17 protein-coding genes are annotated in these 16,946 nt (G+C 67.5%); 9 read left to right on the top strand and 8 right to left on the bottom strand.

The annotated features are described in order from the left end of the window. Positions 1–125: 125 nt before the first annotated feature. Positions 126–317, bottom strand: a complete 192-nt coding sequence (locus tag G481_RS0121730; protein ID WP_028031880.1) for a hypothetical protein — start codon at positions 315–317, stop codon at positions 126–128. A gap of 91 nt (positions 318–408) precedes the next feature. After that, positions 409–1,656: a sarcosine oxidase subunit beta family protein gene (locus G481_RS0121725; protein WP_028031879.1), complete on the bottom strand. Its 1,248-nt coding sequence runs from the start codon at positions 1,654–1,656 to the stop codon at positions 409–411. Between the two features lie 152 nt (positions 1,657–1,808). Between G481_RS0121725 and ccmI the strand changes: the two genes are divergently transcribed. From ccmI to G481_RS0121680, 9 genes are all read left to right on the top strand, one after another. Next, positions 1,809–3,059 (top strand): c-type cytochrome biogenesis protein CcmI, encoded by a 1,251-nt coding sequence (ccmI, locus tag G481_RS0121720; protein ID WP_028031878.1) that lies wholly within the window; start codon positions 1,809–1,811, stop codon positions 3,057–3,059. Further along, positions 3,056–3,535 carry a Holliday junction resolvase RuvX gene (gene ruvX, locus G481_RS0121715; RefSeq protein ID WP_028031877.1) on the top strand — a complete coding sequence of 160 codons (480 nt, stop codon included), beginning with the start codon at positions 3,056–3,058 and terminating at the stop codon, positions 3,533–3,535. The genes ccmI and ruvX overlap by 4 nt, the downstream gene beginning before the upstream one ends. A gap of 3 nt (positions 3,536–3,538) precedes the next feature. Beyond that, positions 3,539–3,730 carry a DUF1289 domain-containing protein gene (locus G481_RS0121710; protein WP_028031876.1) on the top strand — a complete coding sequence of 64 codons (192 nt, stop codon included), beginning with the start codon at positions 3,539–3,541 and terminating at the stop codon, positions 3,728–3,730. 213 nt (positions 3,731–3,943) lie between these two features. Then, positions 3,944–5,236: a serine--tRNA ligase gene (serS, locus tag G481_RS0121705; RefSeq protein ID WP_028031875.1), complete on the top strand. Its 1,293-nt coding sequence runs from the start codon at positions 3,944–3,946 to the stop codon at positions 5,234–5,236. A 49-nt stretch (positions 5,237–5,285) separates the two neighbouring features. Continuing rightward, the gene (locus G481_RS0121700; RefSeq protein WP_425402487.1) at positions 5,286–6,530 is read left to right on the top strand and encodes an MFS transporter; all 1,245 of its coding nucleotides are present in this window, start codon (positions 5,286–5,288) and stop codon (positions 6,528–6,530) included. A gap of 10 nt (positions 6,531–6,540) precedes the next feature. After that, on the top strand, positions 6,541–7,215 hold the full coding sequence (locus G481_RS0121695) for an orotate phosphoribosyltransferase (protein WP_028031873.1): 675 nt from the start codon (positions 6,541–6,543) through the stop codon (positions 7,213–7,215). Between the two features lie 229 nt (positions 7,216–7,444). Then, positions 7,445–8,938 carry a replicative DNA helicase gene (locus G481_RS0121690; protein WP_028031872.1) on the top strand — a complete coding sequence of 498 codons (1,494 nt, stop codon included), beginning with the start codon at positions 7,445–7,447 and terminating at the stop codon, positions 8,936–8,938. A gap of 81 nt (positions 8,939–9,019) precedes the next feature. Then, a complete protein-coding gene (locus tag G481_RS0121685) occupies positions 9,020–9,313 on the top strand; it encodes an ArsR/SmtB family transcription factor (protein WP_028031871.1) in 294 nt (97 codons plus the stop codon). A 12-nt stretch (positions 9,314–9,325) separates the two neighbouring features. Further along, positions 9,326–10,507 (top strand): MFS transporter, encoded by a 1,182-nt coding sequence (locus G481_RS0121680; RefSeq protein WP_245595025.1) that lies wholly within the window; start codon positions 9,326–9,328, stop codon positions 10,505–10,507. Here G481_RS0121680 and arsJ read toward each other — a convergent pair. The 6 genes from arsJ to G481_RS0121650 form a co-directional block, all read right to left on the bottom strand. Next, on the bottom strand, positions 10,494–11,741 hold the full coding sequence (arsJ, locus tag G481_RS0121675) for an organoarsenical effux MFS transporter ArsJ (RefSeq protein WP_028031869.1): 1,248 nt from the start codon (positions 11,739–11,741) through the stop codon (positions 10,494–10,496). The two genes, G481_RS0121680 and arsJ, sit on opposite strands and share 14 nt — an antisense overlap. 98 nt (positions 11,742–11,839) lie before the next feature. Next, the gene (locus G481_RS0121670; RefSeq protein WP_028031868.1) at positions 11,840–12,847 is read right to left on the bottom strand and encodes an ArsJ-associated glyceraldehyde-3-phosphate dehydrogenase; all 1,008 of its coding nucleotides are present in this window, start codon (positions 12,845–12,847) and stop codon (positions 11,840–11,842) included. Between the two features lie 4 nt (positions 12,848–12,851). Further along, on the bottom strand, positions 12,852–13,679 hold the full coding sequence (locus G481_RS0121665; RefSeq protein ID WP_028031867.1) for a metalloregulator ArsR/SmtB family transcription factor: 828 nt from the start codon (positions 13,677–13,679) through the stop codon (positions 12,852–12,854). A 53-nt stretch (positions 13,680–13,732) separates the two neighbouring features. Then, positions 13,733–14,929 (bottom strand): chromate efflux transporter, encoded by a 1,197-nt coding sequence (chrA, locus tag G481_RS0121660; protein ID WP_028031866.1) that lies wholly within the window; start codon positions 14,927–14,929, stop codon positions 13,733–13,735. Between the two features lie 125 nt (positions 14,930–15,054). Continuing rightward, a complete protein-coding gene (locus tag G481_RS24865; protein WP_051294694.1) occupies positions 15,055–15,810 on the bottom strand; it encodes a L,D-transpeptidase in 756 nt (251 codons plus the stop codon). Positions 15,811–15,939: 129 nt separating this feature from the next. Beyond that, positions 15,940–16,854, bottom strand: a complete 915-nt coding sequence (locus tag G481_RS0121650; protein ID WP_051294710.1) for a DMT family transporter — start codon at positions 16,852–16,854, stop codon at positions 15,940–15,942. Positions 16,855–16,946: the final 92 nt, after the last annotated feature.

Genomic DNA, 16,946 nt, shown 5'->3' with positions numbered 1-16,946 from the left:
AGCACTCCTGCCAGATGCGAGCGGGGGGCGCCGACCGCCCCCGCCTGCCCAAAGGCGGGCAGGCCTGCGGAACGCGCGCCCCCGGGGTGCCGCAACCGGCGTGTCCGCCGACGGCCCGAACGCGATCAGCCGCCCGAGCCCTTGACGTCCGCCTCGACCTTGCCGACGCCCGGCACGGTGATGGACACGTCAGGCTTGTCGCCCGGCATCTCGCCCCCAAGGGCAAGCCAGGCCACGACGGCAAGCGCCACGACGACACCGCCCAGAATGAAGGCAAGGCCGGTGTTGCCGCTGCCCGGGATGTTTTCGCTGGCCATGACAGGGTCTCCTCGCAAGTTGTCACTGCAGGACCAACCCGCAAGACACTGCAAAGGTTCCATCGCACCAGACTTGCGCCACCTTGACCCATCAATGCGCCACCCCCGCTGCAACGCTTTCGTCGATGAACCGGCCCTCGCGGAACCGGGTCAGGCTGAATTCGGCGGCCAGCGGCCCTGGCGTGCCGCGGGCCATCAGATCGGCCATCGCCCAGCCCGATCCCGGGATCGCCTTGAACCCGCCGGTTCCCCAGCCGCAGTTGACGAAACAGCCCTCAAGCGGCGTGGTGGAAATGATGGGCGATCGGTCGCCCGTCATGTCGACGATCCCGCCCCATTGGCGCAGCATCTTCAGCCGCGAGATCGCCGGGAAGGTCTCGATCAGGGCACGCAGGGTTTCCTGGATGTGCTGGAAACTGCCGCGCTGGGTGTAGTTGTTGAACCCGTCGGTGCCGCCGCCGATCACCAGCTCGCCCTTGTCGGACTGGCTGATGTAGCCATGCACGGTGTTGGCCATGACCACCACGTCCAGCATGGGCTTGACCGGCTCTGACACCAGCGCCTGAAGCGCCAGGGATTCGATGGGCAGCCGAAAGCCCGCCATCTCGGCCAGCACGCTGGAATGGCCGGCAACCACCAGCCCCAGCTTGTCGCAGGCAATGGCGCCGCGGCTGGTGCGCACCCCGCTCACGCGGCCTTGCGCGCGGTCGATCCCCGTCACCTCGCAGTTCTGGATGATGTCGATGCCCATGGCCGAACAGGCCCGCGCATAGCCCCAGGCCACAGCATCGTGCCGCGCCGTGCCGCCGCGTGCCTGATAAAGCGCCCCCAGCACCGGATAGCGCGGCCCGTCGATGTTGATTGCAGGCACCAGATCCTTGACCCGGTCGGGCCCGATCCATTCGGTCGCCACGCCTTGCAGGTGGTTGGCATGGACGGTGCGCATGTAGCCCTTCACCTCATGCTCGGTCTGGGCCAGCATCAAAAGTCCGCGAGGGCTGAACATCACGTTGTAGTTCAGATCCTGGCTCAGCGTCTCGTAGAGGCTGCGGGCCTTTTCGTAGATCGCGGCCGAGCTGTCCTGAAGATAGTTCGACCGGATGATCGTCGTGTTGCGCCCGGTGTTGCCGCCGCCCAGCCAGCCCTTTTCCAGCACGGCGATGTTGGTGATGCCATGGTTTTTCGCCAGATAATAGGCCGTGGCCAGCCCATGCCCGCCGGCCCCGACGATCACCACGTCATAGCGGCCCTTGGGCTGCGCATCGCGCCAGGCGCGTTCCCAGCCCTGATGCCAGTCCAGCGCAGCACGGGCGAGGGCAAAGACGGAATAGCGTTTCATGGCGGCCCCATGGTTGGCTTTTGCCCCTCATACCCCGGTGACTGCCCCGCGAAAAGGGGCCGGGCGGGGGCGGGCTGCGACATCACGGCGCGCGTTCGGGCTTTTTCGGGCGGCCCGCAACGGTTACATGGGGGGCCAGCAAAGGGGAAGGCATGGGCAGCATTCTGTTCTGGGCGGTCACTGTGGCGCTGACGCTGGCGGTGGCGGGATTGATGGTCGCGGCACTGGCACGCGGGCGGGCGGCGGGCGCAAGCCCGGCGGCGGAGTTCGACCTGAAGGTCTACCGCGACCAGCTGGCCGAGGTGGACCGCGATCTGGCACGCGGCGTGATCGCCGAGGACGAGGCGCAGCGCCTGCGCACCGAGATCGGCCGCCGCGTGCTGTCGGCCGACAGCGCGCTGCGCGCCGCGGCCGACCAGACGGCGCGCGGTCCGGCACGGGCCGTGACCGCCGGGGCCGTGCTGGTGATCGTGGCCGGCGTCGCCTTTGGCGGCTATGCCCTGCTGGGCAATCCTGACCTCGACGACATGCCCATTGCCGCCCGCCTGGAAGCGGCCGAAGCGATGCGCGCCGGCCGCCCCGATCAGGCCACGGCCGAGGCCCGCGCCGCGGCCGCCCTGCCCCCTGCCCCTGCGCCCGCCGATCCGCGCCACGCCGAACTGATGGAGAAGCTGCGCAAGGCGATGGAGGCCCGGCCCAACGATCTGCAAGGGCAAGAGCTGCTGGCCCGCAACGAGGCGATGCTGGGCAATTATGCCGCCGCCGCCCGCGCGCAGGCCATGGTCGTCACGCTCAAGGGGGCAGGCACGACCGCCGCCGATCTGGCCGCACAGGCCGAACTGATGGTTGCCGCAACCGGCGGCATCGTCACCCCCGAGGCCGAAGCCGTGCTGGCCCGCGCGCTGAAGCTTGATCCTGCCAACGGGATCGCGCGCTATTATTCCGGGCTGATGTTCACCCAGTCCGGGCGGTTCGATCTGGCCTTCCGGTTCTGGGCGCCGCTGTGGGAAGCCAGCACCGAGGCGGACCCCTGGGTCGAGACGCTGCGCAGCGAATTGCCCGATGTGGCCTATCTGGCCGGCCAGCATCGCTATCAGATGCCCCCCATGCGCGGCACCGCCATGCCCGGCCCCGACGCTGCCGCGATGGCCGCCGCCCAGGACATGACCCCCGAAGAGCGCCAGAAGATGATCCGCGGCATGGTCGACGGGCTGATGAACCGGCTGGCGAGCGAGGGCGGCACCGCGCAGGAATGGGCGCGCCTGATCCGCGCGCTTGGCGTTCTGGGCGATACCGACCGCGCCAAGGCGATCTGGGCCGAAGCGCAGGGCCGGTTCAAGGACAGCGCAGGCGATCTGGCCGAGGTCGGGGCCGCCGCTCGCGATGCAGGGCTGAGCGAATGACCACGGTGCATGACGACATCGCCGCGTTTGCAGCCAGCCTGCCCCGCATGGGGGCGCTGGCGGGCCTTGATCTGGGCACCAAGACCATCGGGGTCGCGGTCTCGGACAGTCTGCGCAGCGTTGCCTCGCCCCTGCTGACCATCCGGCGAGAGAAATTCACCATTGATGCCGAGGCGCTGCTGAAGATCGTGGCCGAGCGTGAGTTGAAGGGGATCGTGCTGGGCCTGCCGCGCAACATGGACGGATCCGAAGGGCCGCGCGCGCAATCGACCCGCGCCTTTGCCCGCAATCTGGCCAAGCTGACGCCCTTGCCGATCACCTTCTGGGATGAGCGGCTGTCCACCGTCGCCGCCGAACGCGCGCTGCTCGAGGCCGATACGTCGCGCGCGCGCCGTGCGCAGGTGATCGACCATGTGGCGGCGGGGTACATCTTGCAAGGCGCCTTGGACCGGCTGGCGCATCTGGCACGGAGTTAGGCGATGGACAGCCCCTGCGTCAATGTCTGCCAGCTGGACCCGGCGGACGAGGTCTGTCTGGGCTGCCAGCGCACGCTGGACGAAATCGCGCGCTGGTCGCAGATGGCGCCCGAGGAACGCCGCCGGATCATGGCCGAGCTTCTGGTGCGTGGTTTGCGCGCCGCAGAGGGCCGCGGGGTTGCGCCTGGATCATAGACCGCTGCGCGGGGCCCTGGCCCCGGAGGGGTTTCACACCCCTCCGGACCACCCCGTGGGGTATTTTGAAAAAGGCAAAGGGGACGCCGGCGAGGCTTGAGCTGCGGCGGGGCCCGGCATCAGGGGCGGGGCGCCAGCATCCACCTTACATCGCCCGGCGATTTCCGCCATAAGGCGGCCATTCCCCAAGGAATCCCTGACAGGAGCCAGATCATGCACGATATCCGCTTCATCCGCGAAGAGCCCGAGGCCTTCGACCGCGCCCTTTCGCGCCGGGGTGTCGCGCCGATGTCGTCGCAGATCCTGGCGATGGACGAGGGGCGGCGGGCGAAAATCCTGGCGGCCGAGACCGCGCAGGCCGATCAGAACAAGGCCAGCAAGGAGGTCGGCGCCGCCAAGGCACGCGGCGATGACGCCGAGTTCGAGCGCCTGCGCGCGCTGGTGGCCGAGAAGAAGGCCGAGATTGCCCGGTTGCAGACCGAAGCCGCGGCCGAGGATGCCGCGCTGCGCGATCTGCTGATGACCATTCCCAACATGGTGCTGGACGAGATCCCCGACGGTGCCGACGAGGAGGCCAATCAGGAGATCCGCCGCTGGGGCACGCCGCGCGCGTTCAACTTTGCCCCGGTCGAGCATTTCGAGATCGCGGGCGTCAAGCCCGGCATGGATTTTGGAACCGCGGCCAAGCTGTCGGGCAGCCGTTTTGTCGTGCTGAAAGGCGCGATCACCCGCGTGCATCGCGCGCTGGCGCAATTCATGGTCGACACTCATGTCGAGGAACATGGCCTGACCGAGACCTGGACCCCGGTCCTGGTCAAGGAAGACGCGATGTATGGCACCAACCAGCTGCCGAAATTCGCCGAGGACAGCTATCAGACCACCAATGGCTGGTGGCTGATCCCGACGTCCGAAGTCACCATGACCAACTTCGCCGCAGGCGAGATTTATGATGAGACGCAGCTGCCCATCCGCATGACCGCAGCTACCCATTGCTTCCGGTCCGAGGCAGGTTCGGCGGGCAAGGACACCACCGGGATGCTGCGCCAGCACCAGTTCGAGAAGGTCGAGATGGTGACGCTGTGCACCCCGGAAACCGCGCTGGCCGAACACGAGCGGATGACCGGCTGCGCCGAGGCGATCTTGCAAAAGCTGGGCCTGCCCTATCGGGTCGTCGTGCTGTGCACCGGCGATATCGGCTTTGGCGCGCAAAAGACCCATGACCTTGAGGTCTGGCTGCCAGGCCAGAACCGCTATCGCGAGATTTCCTCGGTCTCGACCTGCGGGCAGTTCCAGGCGCGGCGGATGAACGGGCGCTATCGCCCGGCGGGCGGCGGCAAGCCGGAATTCATTGCCACGCTGAACGGATCGGGGCTGGCGGTCGGGCGCACGCTGATTGCCGTGCTGGAAAACGGCCAGCAGGCCGATGGGTCGGTCGAGCTGCCCGAGGTGCTGCACCCCTATCTGCGCGGCCGCACCAAGATCACGCCCGAGGGCGATCTGGCCTGACTGGACTTCCCGCGAACCCGGCGCCACAGTGGCGCCGGAATCAAGGGGGATGACCATGCAAACCGCAAGCGTTCTGGACAGTCGCGTCTCGTGGCTGCGGTTGGCCGTGACCATGGTGGTCGGCGCCATCGGCAATGCCGGCATGTGGACGCTGATCGTCGTCATGCCGCAAATGGAGCGTGACTTTGCGCTCAGCCGCTCGGATGCCTCGCTGATCTTCGTCGTGACCATGCTGGGCTTTGGCCTGGGCAATGTGGTGACCGGGCGGATGGTCGACCGCATGGGGGTTTTGCCGACGCTGCTGGGTGCGGCGGTCATGGTGGGGCTGGGTCATGTGGCGGCCGGATTTGCGCCGAATGTCTGGCTGGTCGGCCTTGCGCAATTCGTGGTGGGCCTTGGCAGCGCGGGCAGCTTTGGCCCGCTGATGGCGGATATTTCGCACTGGTTCCTCAAGCGGCGCGGGATTGCCATGTCGGTTGCGGCTTCGGCCAACTACATGGCCGGGGTGATCTGGCCGCTGGTGCTGAATGTGTGGATCGCCGCCTGGGGCTGGCAGTGGGCCTATGCGCTGGTCGGGATGACGCTGATGGCGGGCATTCCCCCGCTGGCTTGGCTGCTGCGCGCCCGCCCGCCGGCCGAGGCCAAGGCCGCCTCGGACCGCGCCGCGGCCAACCGTGCCAGCAGCGTGGGCGTTTCGACCAACACCCTGACGGCGCTGCTCTTTGTCGCGGGCATCGCCTGCTGTGTCGCCATGGCGATGCCGCAGGTGCATATCGTCGCCTATTGCATGGACCTGGGCTATGGCCCCGCCGTCGGGGCCGAGATGCTGTCGCTGATGCTGCTGGGGGGCGTTGCCTCGCGGCTGGTGGGGGGGCTGATCTCGGACCGGATCGGCGGGGTGGCAACGCTGCTGCTGTTCGGCTCGATGCAGATGATCGCGCTGTTCCTGTATCTGCCGTTCGACGGGCTGGTGCCGCTTTATCTGGTCAGCCTGGTCTTCGGGCTGTCGCAAGGGGGGCTCTTGCCGTCCTATGCGCTGATCGTGCGCGAATACATGCCCGCCTCGGTCGCGGGCGCGCGGGTCGGGCTGGTGATGATGGCCACGATCCTTGGCATGGCGATCGGCGGCTGGATGTCGGGCTGGATCCACGACGTGACGCAAAGCTATGCGCTTGCCTTCATCAATGGCATCGTCTGGAACGGGCTGAACGTCGCCATCGCCGTCTGGCTGATCGCCCGCGCTGGCCGGTTGCGAATCCCGCCCCAAGCTGGCAAAGCCGCCGCGTCAGCCTGAAGGAGCGCCCATGATCCCGTCCAGCTTTCCGCCCAAGGAAGAAATCGCCCGCCTGGCCGCAGGCATGTTGCTGGACATCAAGGCGGTGCATTTCAGCGCCGACCCGCCCTATACCTATGCCTCGGGGCTCAAGGGGCCGACCTATATCGACTGCCGCAAGCTGATCAGCTTTCCGCGCATCCGGTCCGTGCTGATGGATTTCCTGACCGTCACCGTGATGCGCGATGCGGGGCTTGAGGCATTCGACAATATCGCCGGCGGCGAGACGGCGGGCATTCCCTTTGCCGCGCTGGTGGCCGAGCGGATGGCCCTGCCGATGACCTATGTGCGGAAAAAACCCAAGGGCTATGGCCGCAATGCCCGGATCGAAGGCGCCATGACCGAAGGCCAGCGCGTGCTGCTGGTCGAGGATCTGACGACCGACGGCGGCAGCAAGCTGTCGTTCGTCGATGCGATCCGCGATACCGGCGCCACCTGCGGGCATACGGCGGTGATCTTCTACTATGGCATCTTCGCCGACACGATCCCGCGCTTGCGCGAACATGGGGTGGAACTGTCCTGGCTGTGCACCTGGTGGGACGTTCTGGCTGTCGCCAAGGAGCGTGAGGCCTTTGATGCGCACACCCTGTCCGAGGTCGAGGCCTTTTTGACCGACCCGGCCGCCTGGCGCGTGGCGAACCCGTAAGATTTCTGTGGACAACCCTGTGGGCAGGATGTGCGCAACATCCGGCCCCAGGGTATCCGAATCGGCAATGTCGTGCCTGATCGCGCCGTGACCACAAACGGTTGTGGCGCGAAACTGGCTGCGGCGTTATCCTAGGGGTTATACCGGACTTGTCCCCAGTTCCGTCCACTTGCCCCCGTGGCGGCGGATCGGCTAGGGGTCTGGTCTTGCAAGAACCGGCAGGCAGTCCATGAACGACATCGCAAAGATCACGCCCGTGCCCCCGGCACCGGCAGACACCGACGTTTTGCCCCACAACATCGAGGCAGAGCAGCAGCTTCTGGGCGCGATCCTGACCAACAACGATGTCTATGACCGCATCGCCGCGCTGGTGAAGGCGGAACATTTCTACGACCCCGTGCACCAGCGCATCTTTGAAATCGCCGCCGCGCGGATCCAGAAGAACGCCCTTGCCTCGCCCGTCACGCTCAAGGCGTTCCTTGAAGACGATCCGGGGCTGAAGGAGCTGGGCGGTCCGGCCTATCTGGTGCGGCTGGCAGGGGCGGCGATTTCGGCCTTTGCCGCGCGCGATTATGCCCAGATGATCTATGATCTGGCGGTGCGGCGCGAGCTGATCGCGCTGGGGCGCGACATTGCAGACCGGGCCGGCAAGGTCGATGTGGCCTCCGAGCCGCGCGATCAGATCACCGAGGCCGAGCAGCGGCTTTACAAGCTGGGCGAACAGGGGGTGGCCGAACGCGGGTTTCAGTCCTTCCTGCGTGCAGTGACGGCGGCGGTCGATGTGGCGAATGCGGCCTATCAGCGGGGCGGCGGGCTGTCGGGCATTCCGACCCAACTGATTGACCTCGACAAGAAACTGGGCGGCCTGCATCCGTCGGACCTGATCATCCTGGCGGGCCGTCCGTCGATGGGGAAAACCTCGCTGGCGACCAACATCGCCTTCAACGTCGCCAAGGCCTACAAGCGTGGGCGCAAGCCGGACGGGTCCGAAGGCGCGGTCGAAGGCGGTGTTGTCGGGTTCTTTTCGCTGGAGATGTCGGCCGAACAGCTGGCCGCCCGTATCCTGTCCGAGGCATCCGAGGTTCCATCGGAACAGATCCGCCGCGGCGACATGACGGAACACGAATTCCGCCGCTTTGTCGAAGCGGCCAAGTCGCTGGAAACCTGCCCGCTTTACATCGACGATACCCCGGCCCTGCCGATCTCGCAGGTGGCGGCGCGGGCGCGGCGGCTCAAGCGCACGCATGGGCTGGATGTGCTGATGGTCGACTATCTTCAGCTGCTGAAAGGGTCGTCCAAGGACAACCGGGTTCAGGAAGTCTCGGAAATCACCCAGGGCCTCAAGGCCATCGCCAAGGAGCTGAACATCCCGGTGATCGCGCTCTCGCAGCTGTCGCGTCAGGTCGAAAGCCGCGAGGACAAGCGGCCCCAGCTGTCCGACCTGCGGGAATCGGGGTCGATCGAACAGGACGCCGACGTGGTGATGTTCGTGTTCCGCGAGGAATATTACAAGGAACGCGAAAAGCCCTCGGATCACGAGCTGGAAAAGATGGCCGCCTGGCAGCAGGTCATGGAAAGCTGCCATGGCAAGGCCGAGGTCATCATCGGCAAGCAGCGTCACGGGCCGATCGGCACGGTGGAGCTGTCGTTCGAGGGCAAGTTCACCCGCTTCGGCAACCTGGCCCGCGAATGGCAAAGCGGCGAGCGCGAAGCCGAATACTGATGTCACGATAGCGTCTTGCAAAGCCGCTATCGCCTTTCGTGATGTGTTTCTATTGTTCTGGAAACATCGAAGAAGGGCGAGATGGATATTGAAACCGCTGCCGCGCGGCTTGCGGCCCTGGGCAATCCGACGCGGCTGCGCATCTATCGCCTGCTGGTCACGGCTGGCGATGGCGGGCTGGCCATGGGGCATCTGGGGGACCGGCTGGGGGTTCCGGGATCCACCCTGTCGCATCATTGCCGGGCGTTGGTGCTGGTCGATCTGATCCGGCAGGACCGGGCAGGAACCTCGTTGATCTGCCGGGCGAATTATCCGGTGATGCAGGGGCTGATCGCCGATCTGGCGGCGGGCTGCTGTTCCGGCGATGCGGCGTAGGTCGCAGATGGCTTGCCTGATCCCCGGCGCGCGCTGGTGGCCGCGATGATTGCCGCGCAGCGCGGGCTGATCGTTGCGGCGCTTGGCACGGCGCAGACCATCGGCTGGGCCTCCAGCTATTACATTCCCGCCGTGCTGGCCGCACCGATGGCGGCCGCCTTTGGCCTGTCGCCGGTCTGGGTGTTCGGCGCCTTTTCCATGGCGATGGTGGTCTCGGCGCTGGTCGGGCCATGGGCGGGCGGGCGGATCGACCGGCTGGGCGGGCGCGGGGTGCTGATGCTGTCCAATCTGGTCTTTGCCGCCGGGCTGGGCCTGCTGGCGATTGCGCCCGCGCCTGCGGTGCTGTTCGCCGGCTGGGCGGTGATCGGCCTTGGCATGGGCATGGGGCTTTACGAGGCCGCCTTTGCCACCCTGGCCGGGATCTATGGCAAGGCGGCGCGCGGGCCGATCACCGGGATCACGCTGATCGCCGGGTTTGCCAGCACTGTGGGCTGGCCGCTGTCGGGGCTGATGCTGGCGCATTGGGGCTGGCGCGAGGCCTGTCTGGGCTGGGCCGTGATTCACCTGTGCCTTGCCTTGCCGCTGAACGCCCTGCTGCCGCGTGGCAGCACCCCGGCGCACACACCCGCCCTGCCCGAACCCGATGCCGCGCCCCCACCGCGCGGGGCGCTGATGCTGCTGGCCTTTGTCTTTGCCGCGACCTGGTTCAATTCAACCGCCATGGCCGCGCATCTGCCGGGTCTGCTGGAGGCTGCGGGGGCCGGCACCGCGATGGCCATTGCCGCAGGCGCGCTGATCGGACCCGCACAGGTGGCCGCGCGGGTGCTGGAGTTCGGTCTGTTGCGCCGGTTCCACCCGTTGACCTCGGCCCGGCTGGCGGCGGCGGCGCATCCGGTGGCGGCGGTCTGTCTGGTGGGGTTTGGCGGACCGGCGGCCTATGCCTTTGCGCTGTTGCACGGGGCCGGGAACGGGATTCTGACGATCGCCAAGGGCACGCTGCCGCTGGCGCTGTTCGGGGCGGCGAGCTATGGCCAGCGGCTGGGCTGGCTGAACGCGCCTGCCCGCATCCTGCAGGCCGCCGCCCCGCTGATCTTTGGCGCCGCGCTGACGGCCTGGGGGCTGAACGCGGTGTGGCTGACGGCCGGGGTGGGACTGGCGGCAACAGCGGCCCTTCTGCTGCTCAGATCGCGCTGAGGCGGCGGGCGGACAGCCAGGCCGCCAGCGCCATGGCCCCGGCGGTGGCCAGGCACAGGGGCAGCCCGCCCATCTGGTAGGACAGGCCCGACAGCAGGGTTCCGATCAGCCGCCCCGCCGCATTCGCCATGTAATAGAAGCCCACATCCCGCGTGATCCGCCCGGCATCGCCAAAGGCCAGGATCAGGTAGGAATGGACCGACGAATTCACCGCAAAGACAAAGCCGAACAGCAGCAGCCCGGCCACCAGCGTCACGGTCAGCCACAGGGTCGGGGCGCCGGCCGCCCAGGCCGCCAGCGCCAGCGCGAACGGGATCGGCACCAGAAGCCCGGCCCAGCGGATCGCCTTGTGCACCGTGTCGGGCAGCGGCTGGCCCTTGGCGCCCAAAAGGCGCGGCGCCATCGCCTGCACGGCGCCATAGGCGATGATCCACAGCGCCATGAACGCGCCGACGACAAAGAACGCCGTGCGCCGCCCCTCGGCGCTGCCATCGGACAGGACGGCCTGGAAATAGACCGGAATGCCGACGACGAACCACACGTCCCGCGCCCCGAACAGGAACATCCGCGCCAGCGACAGCCGGTTGACCCGCGCATCGCGCGAGCGCCAGCCGCCCCAGACCTCGGCCGATTTCATCCGCCCCGGCAGGCCCGCAGGCAGGAACAGCACGATGGCCAGCAAGATCACCGCCAGAACGCCTGCCATGCCCCAGACCGCCGGCCCGAACCCCGCCAGCGCCAGCAGCGCCGCGCCCAGGAAGAAGCCAAGGCCCTTGACCGCATTCTTGGACCCGGTCAGCAGCGCGACCCAGCGGAACAGCCCGCCCCCCTCGGCCGGGGCCAGCAGCTTGACGGCCGATTTCGACGACATCTTGGCCAGATCCTTGGCCACGCCCGACACGCCCTGCACCGCCATGACAAAGACGACCGAGGCGGCGATGCCCCAGCCCGGATCCAGCTGCGCCAGCGCGACCAGCGCGGCGATCTGCAGGCCAAGCCCGGCATAAAGCGTGGCGGCCAGGCCAAAGCGCGCCGCCAGCCAGCCGGCGGCCAGGTTGGTCACGATCCCCGCGATCTCATAGAGCAGGAACAGCCAGGCCAGCTGCACCGGGCTGAAGCCAAGCGCGTTGAAATGCAGCAGCACCAGCATGCGCAAGGCGCCGTCCGACAGCATGAAGGCCCAGTAGGCGGCGGTCACGGCAGCATAGGCGCGCAAGGGGGAGTGCTGGGTCATCGGCGGCTCCGGGCTGGGGCGGCGGAACGGGGGCCTTCTGCCCCCCTTGCCCGTGCCGGGCAATTCCCCCCGAGGATATTTTCGGACAGATGAAATGCTTAGAGACCCTTGGCGATCATGCGGGCAATGTCGGCCAGGCGGCAGGCATAGCCCCATTCGTTGTCATACCAGGCATAGACCTTGAGCTGTGTGCCGTTGACCACCATGGTCGAGGGCCCGTCGATGATGGACGAGCGCGGATCGTTCAGGAAATCGGTCGACACCAGCGGGCGGCTTTCGAACCCGAGGATGCCCTTGAGCTCGCCCTCGGCGGCGGTGCGGAACAGGGCGTTCACCTCCTCGATGGTGGTTTCGCGCGCCAGTTCGAACACGCAATCGGTGAGCGAGGCGTTCAGCAGCGGCACCCGGACCGCATGGCCGTTCAGGCGGCCCTTGAGTTCGGGGTAGATCAGGGTGATGGCGGTGGCGCTGCCGGTCGTCGTCGGGATCAGGTTGGCCAGGGCGGAGCGCGCGCGGCGCATGTCCTTGGCCGGGCGGTCGACGATGGTCTGGGTGTTGGTCACATCGTGGATCGTGGTGATGGAGCCATGGCGAATGCCGATCACCTCGTGGATCACCTTGACGACCGGAGCCAGGCAGTTCGTCGTGCACGAGGCCGCCGTCACCAGCGCCTGCGTGCCATCATAAAGGTGATGGTTCACCCCATAGACAATGTTCAGCGCGCCGCCATCCTTGACCGGGGCGCTGACCACGACCTTGCGCACGCCCGCCGCAAAATAGGGCGCGATCTTGGCCGCAGTCTTGAACTCCCCGGTGCAGTCGATCACCAGATCGACGCCCAGCTCGGCCAGCGGCAGGGCCTGAATGGTCTTTTCCTGGGTCAGCCGGATGGCGCGGCCGTTCAGCACCAGCGCGCCGTCCTGATGCGCGACCGGGGTAGTCCAGCGGCCATGCACGCTGTCGAATTCCATCAGCAGGGCGTGCTGTTCGGCGTCGCCTACGGCGTCGTTCAGCAAAACGATTTCGCCGCCGATGCCGGTGTCGATCAGCTCGCGCAGGACCAGTTTTCCGATGCGGCCAAGGCCGTTCACTGCAATGCGGGGCATGGGATTATTCCTTGTCTGGGGTGCCGATGCGGTCGACCTGCGCTTGCAGCGCCAACCGGTCGAGCGAGGCAAAGGGAAGATCGGCAAAGGCCGCAATCCGGCGGCGCAGCGCGCCATAGGTCTGGGCAAAGACCAGCGCCTTTTCGGCCTCGGTGCCGGTGGCTTTCACCGGGTCGGGCAGGCCCCAATGGCCGGTGATCGGCTGGCCAGGCCAGGGCGGGCAGTCCTCGGCCGCTGCCGTGTCGCAGACGGTGAAGACGAAATCCATCTTCGGGGCCTCGGGCGCCTGAAACTCGGCCAGATGTTTGGCGCGCAGACCCGAGGTGTCGTGACCGTTGCGGCGCAGCACATCCAGCGCAAAGGGGTTCAGCGCGCTGCCGGGCCGCGTGCCGGCGGAAAACACGGTAAAGCGGCCCTTGCCCAGATCGCGCAACAGCGCCTCGGCAAAGATCGAGCGGGCAGAATTGCCCGAGCAGATGAACAGCACGGTATAGGCCGGGTGGTCCATGGGGCGGGTTTCCTTGGGCAAGGCCGAAACAAGCTCGGGGCGGGCGCGGCCGACGTCCAGCGCAAGATAGCCGATCAGGGATTCGGTTGCGGCAAGATCGACCGCATAGAACAGCGACCGCCCTTGCCGGGTGGCCCTGACCAGCCCGGTTGCCGCCAGATCGGCCAGATGGTGCGAGAGCGTGTTCTGCCGCAGCCCCAGCGCCTCGGCCATTTCGGTCGGCCGCACGCCATGCGGGGCAAAGCGCATGAGCAGGCGAAAGACCGCCAGCCGATCCGGGTGGCCAAGGACGGAAAAGGTGCGGGCGGCGGTTGACTGTTCCATAATTCCTGAATACAGGAAATCATGGCCAGCGACCAATGAAGGTTTTGTAACGCCTAGATGACGGACAGCGCCGCCCCGCCCGCCGCGCCCAGCAGGACGACCGCCCAGGACGGCAGCCGCCAGACCACCAGCCCGGTGAAACAGACCAGGGCCAGCGCGAAATCCGCCTTGCCGGTGATGCCGCTGACAAAGACCGGATCGTAAAGCGCGGCCCCCAGCACACCGACCACCGCCGCATTCGCGCCCTGCATTGCGGATTGCGCCCAGGGCACGCGGCGGAACCGATCCCAGAATGGCAAAACGCCAATCAGGATCAGGAACCCCGGCAGGAACAGCGCGACCAGCGCGATGGCCGCGCCGATCACGCCGTTCGGCGCTGGCCCCATCACCGCGCCAAGCCAGGCCGCAAAGGTGAACAGCGGGCCGGGAACCGCCTGCGCCGCGCCATATCCGGCAAGAAACGCATCCTGGCTGACCCAGCCGGTGGCGACGGTGCCAGCCTCGAGCAGCGGCAGGACGACATGGCCGCCGCCAAAGACCAGCGCCCCGGCGCGATAGAACCTGTCTGCCAGCGCAAACCCCTGCCCCAGCCCGGCGAGCAGCGGCAAGACCAGCAGCAGCGCGCCACAAAGGACCAGCGCAGCAACGCCCATGCTGCGCGACACCGGGACGGCCAGGGGCACGCCCTGACTGCCCGCGCCGCGCCCCAGCGCAAGGCCCGCCGCCGCGCCCAGGGCGATCACCGTCACCATGCCCGCCGATCCCGGCACGAACGCCAGCAATCCGACGGCGGCAACCGCAATCCCGGCGCGCGCCGGATCGGGGCACAGGCTGCGCGCCATGCCCCAGACCGCCTGCGCCACGATGGCGACTGCCACGATCTTCAGCCCGTGCAGCACGCCCAGGGCAAGCGCGCCCTCGATCTGCGCGGCACCGAGCGCCAGCACCACCAGCAGCAGCGCCGAGGGCAGCGTGAAGGCCAGAAAGGCCGCCAGCGCCCCGCCCCAGCCTGCCCGCATCAGGCCAAGGGCAAAGCCGACCTGGCTGGAGGCCGGCCCCGGCAGGAACTGGCACAGCGCCACCAGATCGGCATAGGCAGCATCCGACAACCAGCGCCGCCGGGTGACGAATTCATCGCGAAAATAGCCAAGGTGCGCGACCGGCCCGCCGAACGAGGTCAGGCCAAGTTTCACAAACGCGGCCAGTACCTCTGACACATGGCCGCGGGGCGGATCGGAAGGGTCGGACAAGCGGGCCTCCGGCTGCAGATGACAGGACGGGGATGCCCGACGAACATCACAGGACGGCAACATACCGGGCAGATGACAGCGGGCGGGCCAGTCTGGCCCGCCCGCCTGCCCCGCAAACGGCGGGGTTATTCCAGGTTCATCCGGCGGCGACGCTCGGCCAGGGCCGCCTCGGTGCGGGCCATGAACTCGACATCCGAGGCAAGCGAGGCATCGACCGCCGCATCGCCTTCGAGCTCGCGCGATTCGGCGATGCTGCGGATCTTCACGGTCGCGCTGGCCGGGACCTTTTCATACAAATCCAGGATGTCCTGATTATAAAGCCGGATGCAGCCCGCCGACGTCGCATTCCCGATCGAGGTATAATCGCCCGTGCCATGAATGCGGAACATCGTGTCACGCCCGCCACGATACAGATACAGCGCCCGCGCCCCGAGCGGATTGTCCGGCCCCGGCCCCATGCCGTTCGCAACCTCGGCATACAGCTCGGGCTGGGTGCGCAGCATGTTCGCCGTGGGCGTCCACGATGGCCATTCCGCCTTGCGCCCGACATAGGTGGTGGACTTCAGCCCGCGCCCCTGCGCCCCGACCGCGATGCGGTAACGATCGGCCGTGCCATTCTCGCCCACGAGATACAGATATTTGACATGCGGGTCGATCACGATGGTGCCCGGCTTTTCGCCGCCCGCATAGCTGACCGTCGCCTTGCGGTTCTGTTCGGGGGCGTAATCGGGAGGAACCGCCGCGATGGTATAGCCGCCATCCTCGATCGTGCCATAGCCCGGCACCTCGACTGGTGCAGGCGGCTGGGGCGCCGCGCAAGCCGCCAGGAAGGCAGCCATGGCAAGCGCCGGAACGACGCGGACGAACAAGATGGCAGGCACGGGCAATGTCCCCCTTTTTTCAACGCACTCCCGGACTCGTGGCCGGGTTTGACGGCATTTGCGCAGCCAAAGCACCCAAAGGTCAACCCCTCGTGGACCAATGGACGCCAGGCGTTGCCCGCGCGCCGATCAGCGCGCCGGCCGGCGGCCCAACTGCGCCTCGCGCAGCAGGACGAACAGGCCCGATGCCACGATGATCGCGGCCCCCACCAGCGTCAGGGCGCGCGGCACCTCGCCCCAGATCAGCCAGCCCAGACCCATCGCCCAGACAAGGGCGGTATAGCGGAAGGGGGTGGTAAAGCCGACCTCGCCCACCCGCATCACCCGGATGATGAAGATATAGCCAATGTTGACAAAGATCGCCGCCAGCACAATCAGCGGCGCGATCGTCAGCGGCACCGGCTGCCAGGGCGTGCGGGCCGACATCGCGCCCCCCACCACCATGACGGCGACCGAGGCAATCAGCGCCACCCCGACCGAGGGCACATTGACCGGCAGGCGGCGGGTCGACAGATCGCGCAGCACGATGAAACCGACCGAAACCAGCGCCACCAGCGCCGCCGGGTTCGGCCCGTCGGCCCCCGGCTGCACGATCAGCAGAACCCCCACGAACCCGGTGCCAATGGCCAGCCCCCGCCGCCAGCCCACCTTTTCCCCCATGAACAGCGCGGCCCCCGCCGTCACCGCCAGCGGCGCCGATTGCAAGATCGCCGACAGCGCGCCCAGCGGCATATGCACCAGCGCATAGAAAAAGGTCAGCGTCGCGGCAATCTCGCCCAGCGTGCGCACGCCGACCACGCGCCACGAGGCGAGAAGAACCGGAAGGTTCAACCCGCCCGTCATTCGCGCGATCATCAGCAGCAGCGGCACCGTCACAAGGCCGCGCAGGGTCACGGCCTGATAGAGCGGCAGATGTTCGGCCACCGACTTCATGCAGGCATCGCCCATGCTGAAGGCCGCCATGGCAACCAGCATGAAGCCGGCGCCCCTGATATTGTCGGACACACCGCGTGCCGGCGTCCCCTGCCCCGTGGCCTGCGCCATGATCATCTCCCGGTCATGGGCATCAACCGCCCGCATTGCCTCGCTACCCGCAGGACATGGTGCGGGCAATGGTCCGCGATGCCTGGCGCGCC

Origin of the sequence: Gemmobacter nectariphilus DSM 15620, assembly GCF_000429765.1 — a bacterium.
GTDB lineage: Bacteria > Pseudomonadota > Alphaproteobacteria > Rhodobacterales > Rhodobacteraceae > Wagnerdoeblera > Wagnerdoeblera nectariphila.
The sequence above is the reverse complement of the archived record's forward strand: the minus strand, read 5'-3'. Positions and strand labels throughout refer to the sequence as shown.

Coding starts and splice junctions, on each gene's coding strand:
- G481_RS0121730 (WP_028031880.1), bottom strand. CDS start 317: ATGGCCAGCGAAAACATCCCGGGCAGCGGCAACACCGGCCTTGCCTTC.
- G481_RS0121725 (WP_028031879.1), bottom strand. CDS start 1,656: ATGAAACGCTATTCCGTCTTTGCCCTCGCCCGTGCTGCGCTGGACTGG.
- ccmI (WP_028031878.1), top strand. CDS start 1,809: ATGGGCAGCATTCTGTTCTGGGCGGTCACTGTGGCGCTGACGCTGGCG.
- ruvX (WP_028031877.1), top strand. CDS start 3,056: ATGACCACGGTGCATGACGACATCGCCGCGTTTGCAGCCAGCCTGCCC.
- G481_RS0121710 (WP_028031876.1), top strand. CDS start 3,539: ATGGACAGCCCCTGCGTCAATGTCTGCCAGCTGGACCCGGCGGACGAG.
- serS (WP_028031875.1), top strand. CDS start 3,944: ATGCACGATATCCGCTTCATCCGCGAAGAGCCCGAGGCCTTCGACCGC.
- G481_RS0121700 (WP_425402487.1), top strand. CDS start 5,286: ATGACCATGCAAACCGCAAGCGTTCTGGACAGTCGCGTCTCGTGGCTG.
- G481_RS0121695 (WP_028031873.1), top strand. CDS start 6,541: ATGATCCCGTCCAGCTTTCCGCCCAAGGAAGAAATCGCCCGCCTGGCC.
- G481_RS0121690 (WP_028031872.1), top strand. CDS start 7,445: ATGAACGACATCGCAAAGATCACGCCCGTGCCCCCGGCACCGGCAGAC.
- G481_RS0121685 (WP_028031871.1), top strand. CDS start 9,020: ATGGATATTGAAACCGCTGCCGCGCGGCTTGCGGCCCTGGGCAATCCG.
- arsJ (WP_028031869.1), bottom strand. CDS start 11,741: ATGACCCAGCACTCCCCCTTGCGCGCCTATGCTGCCGTGACCGCCGCC.
- G481_RS0121670 (WP_028031868.1), bottom strand. CDS start 12,847: ATGCCCCGCATTGCAGTGAACGGCCTTGGCCGCATCGGAAAACTGGTC.
- G481_RS0121665 (WP_028031867.1), bottom strand. CDS start 13,679: ATGGAACAGTCAACCGCCGCCCGCACCTTTTCCGTCCTTGGCCACCCG.
- G481_RS0121650 (WP_051294710.1), bottom strand. CDS start 16,854: ATGGCGCAGGCCACGGGGCAGGGGACGCCGGCACGCGGTGTGTCCGAC.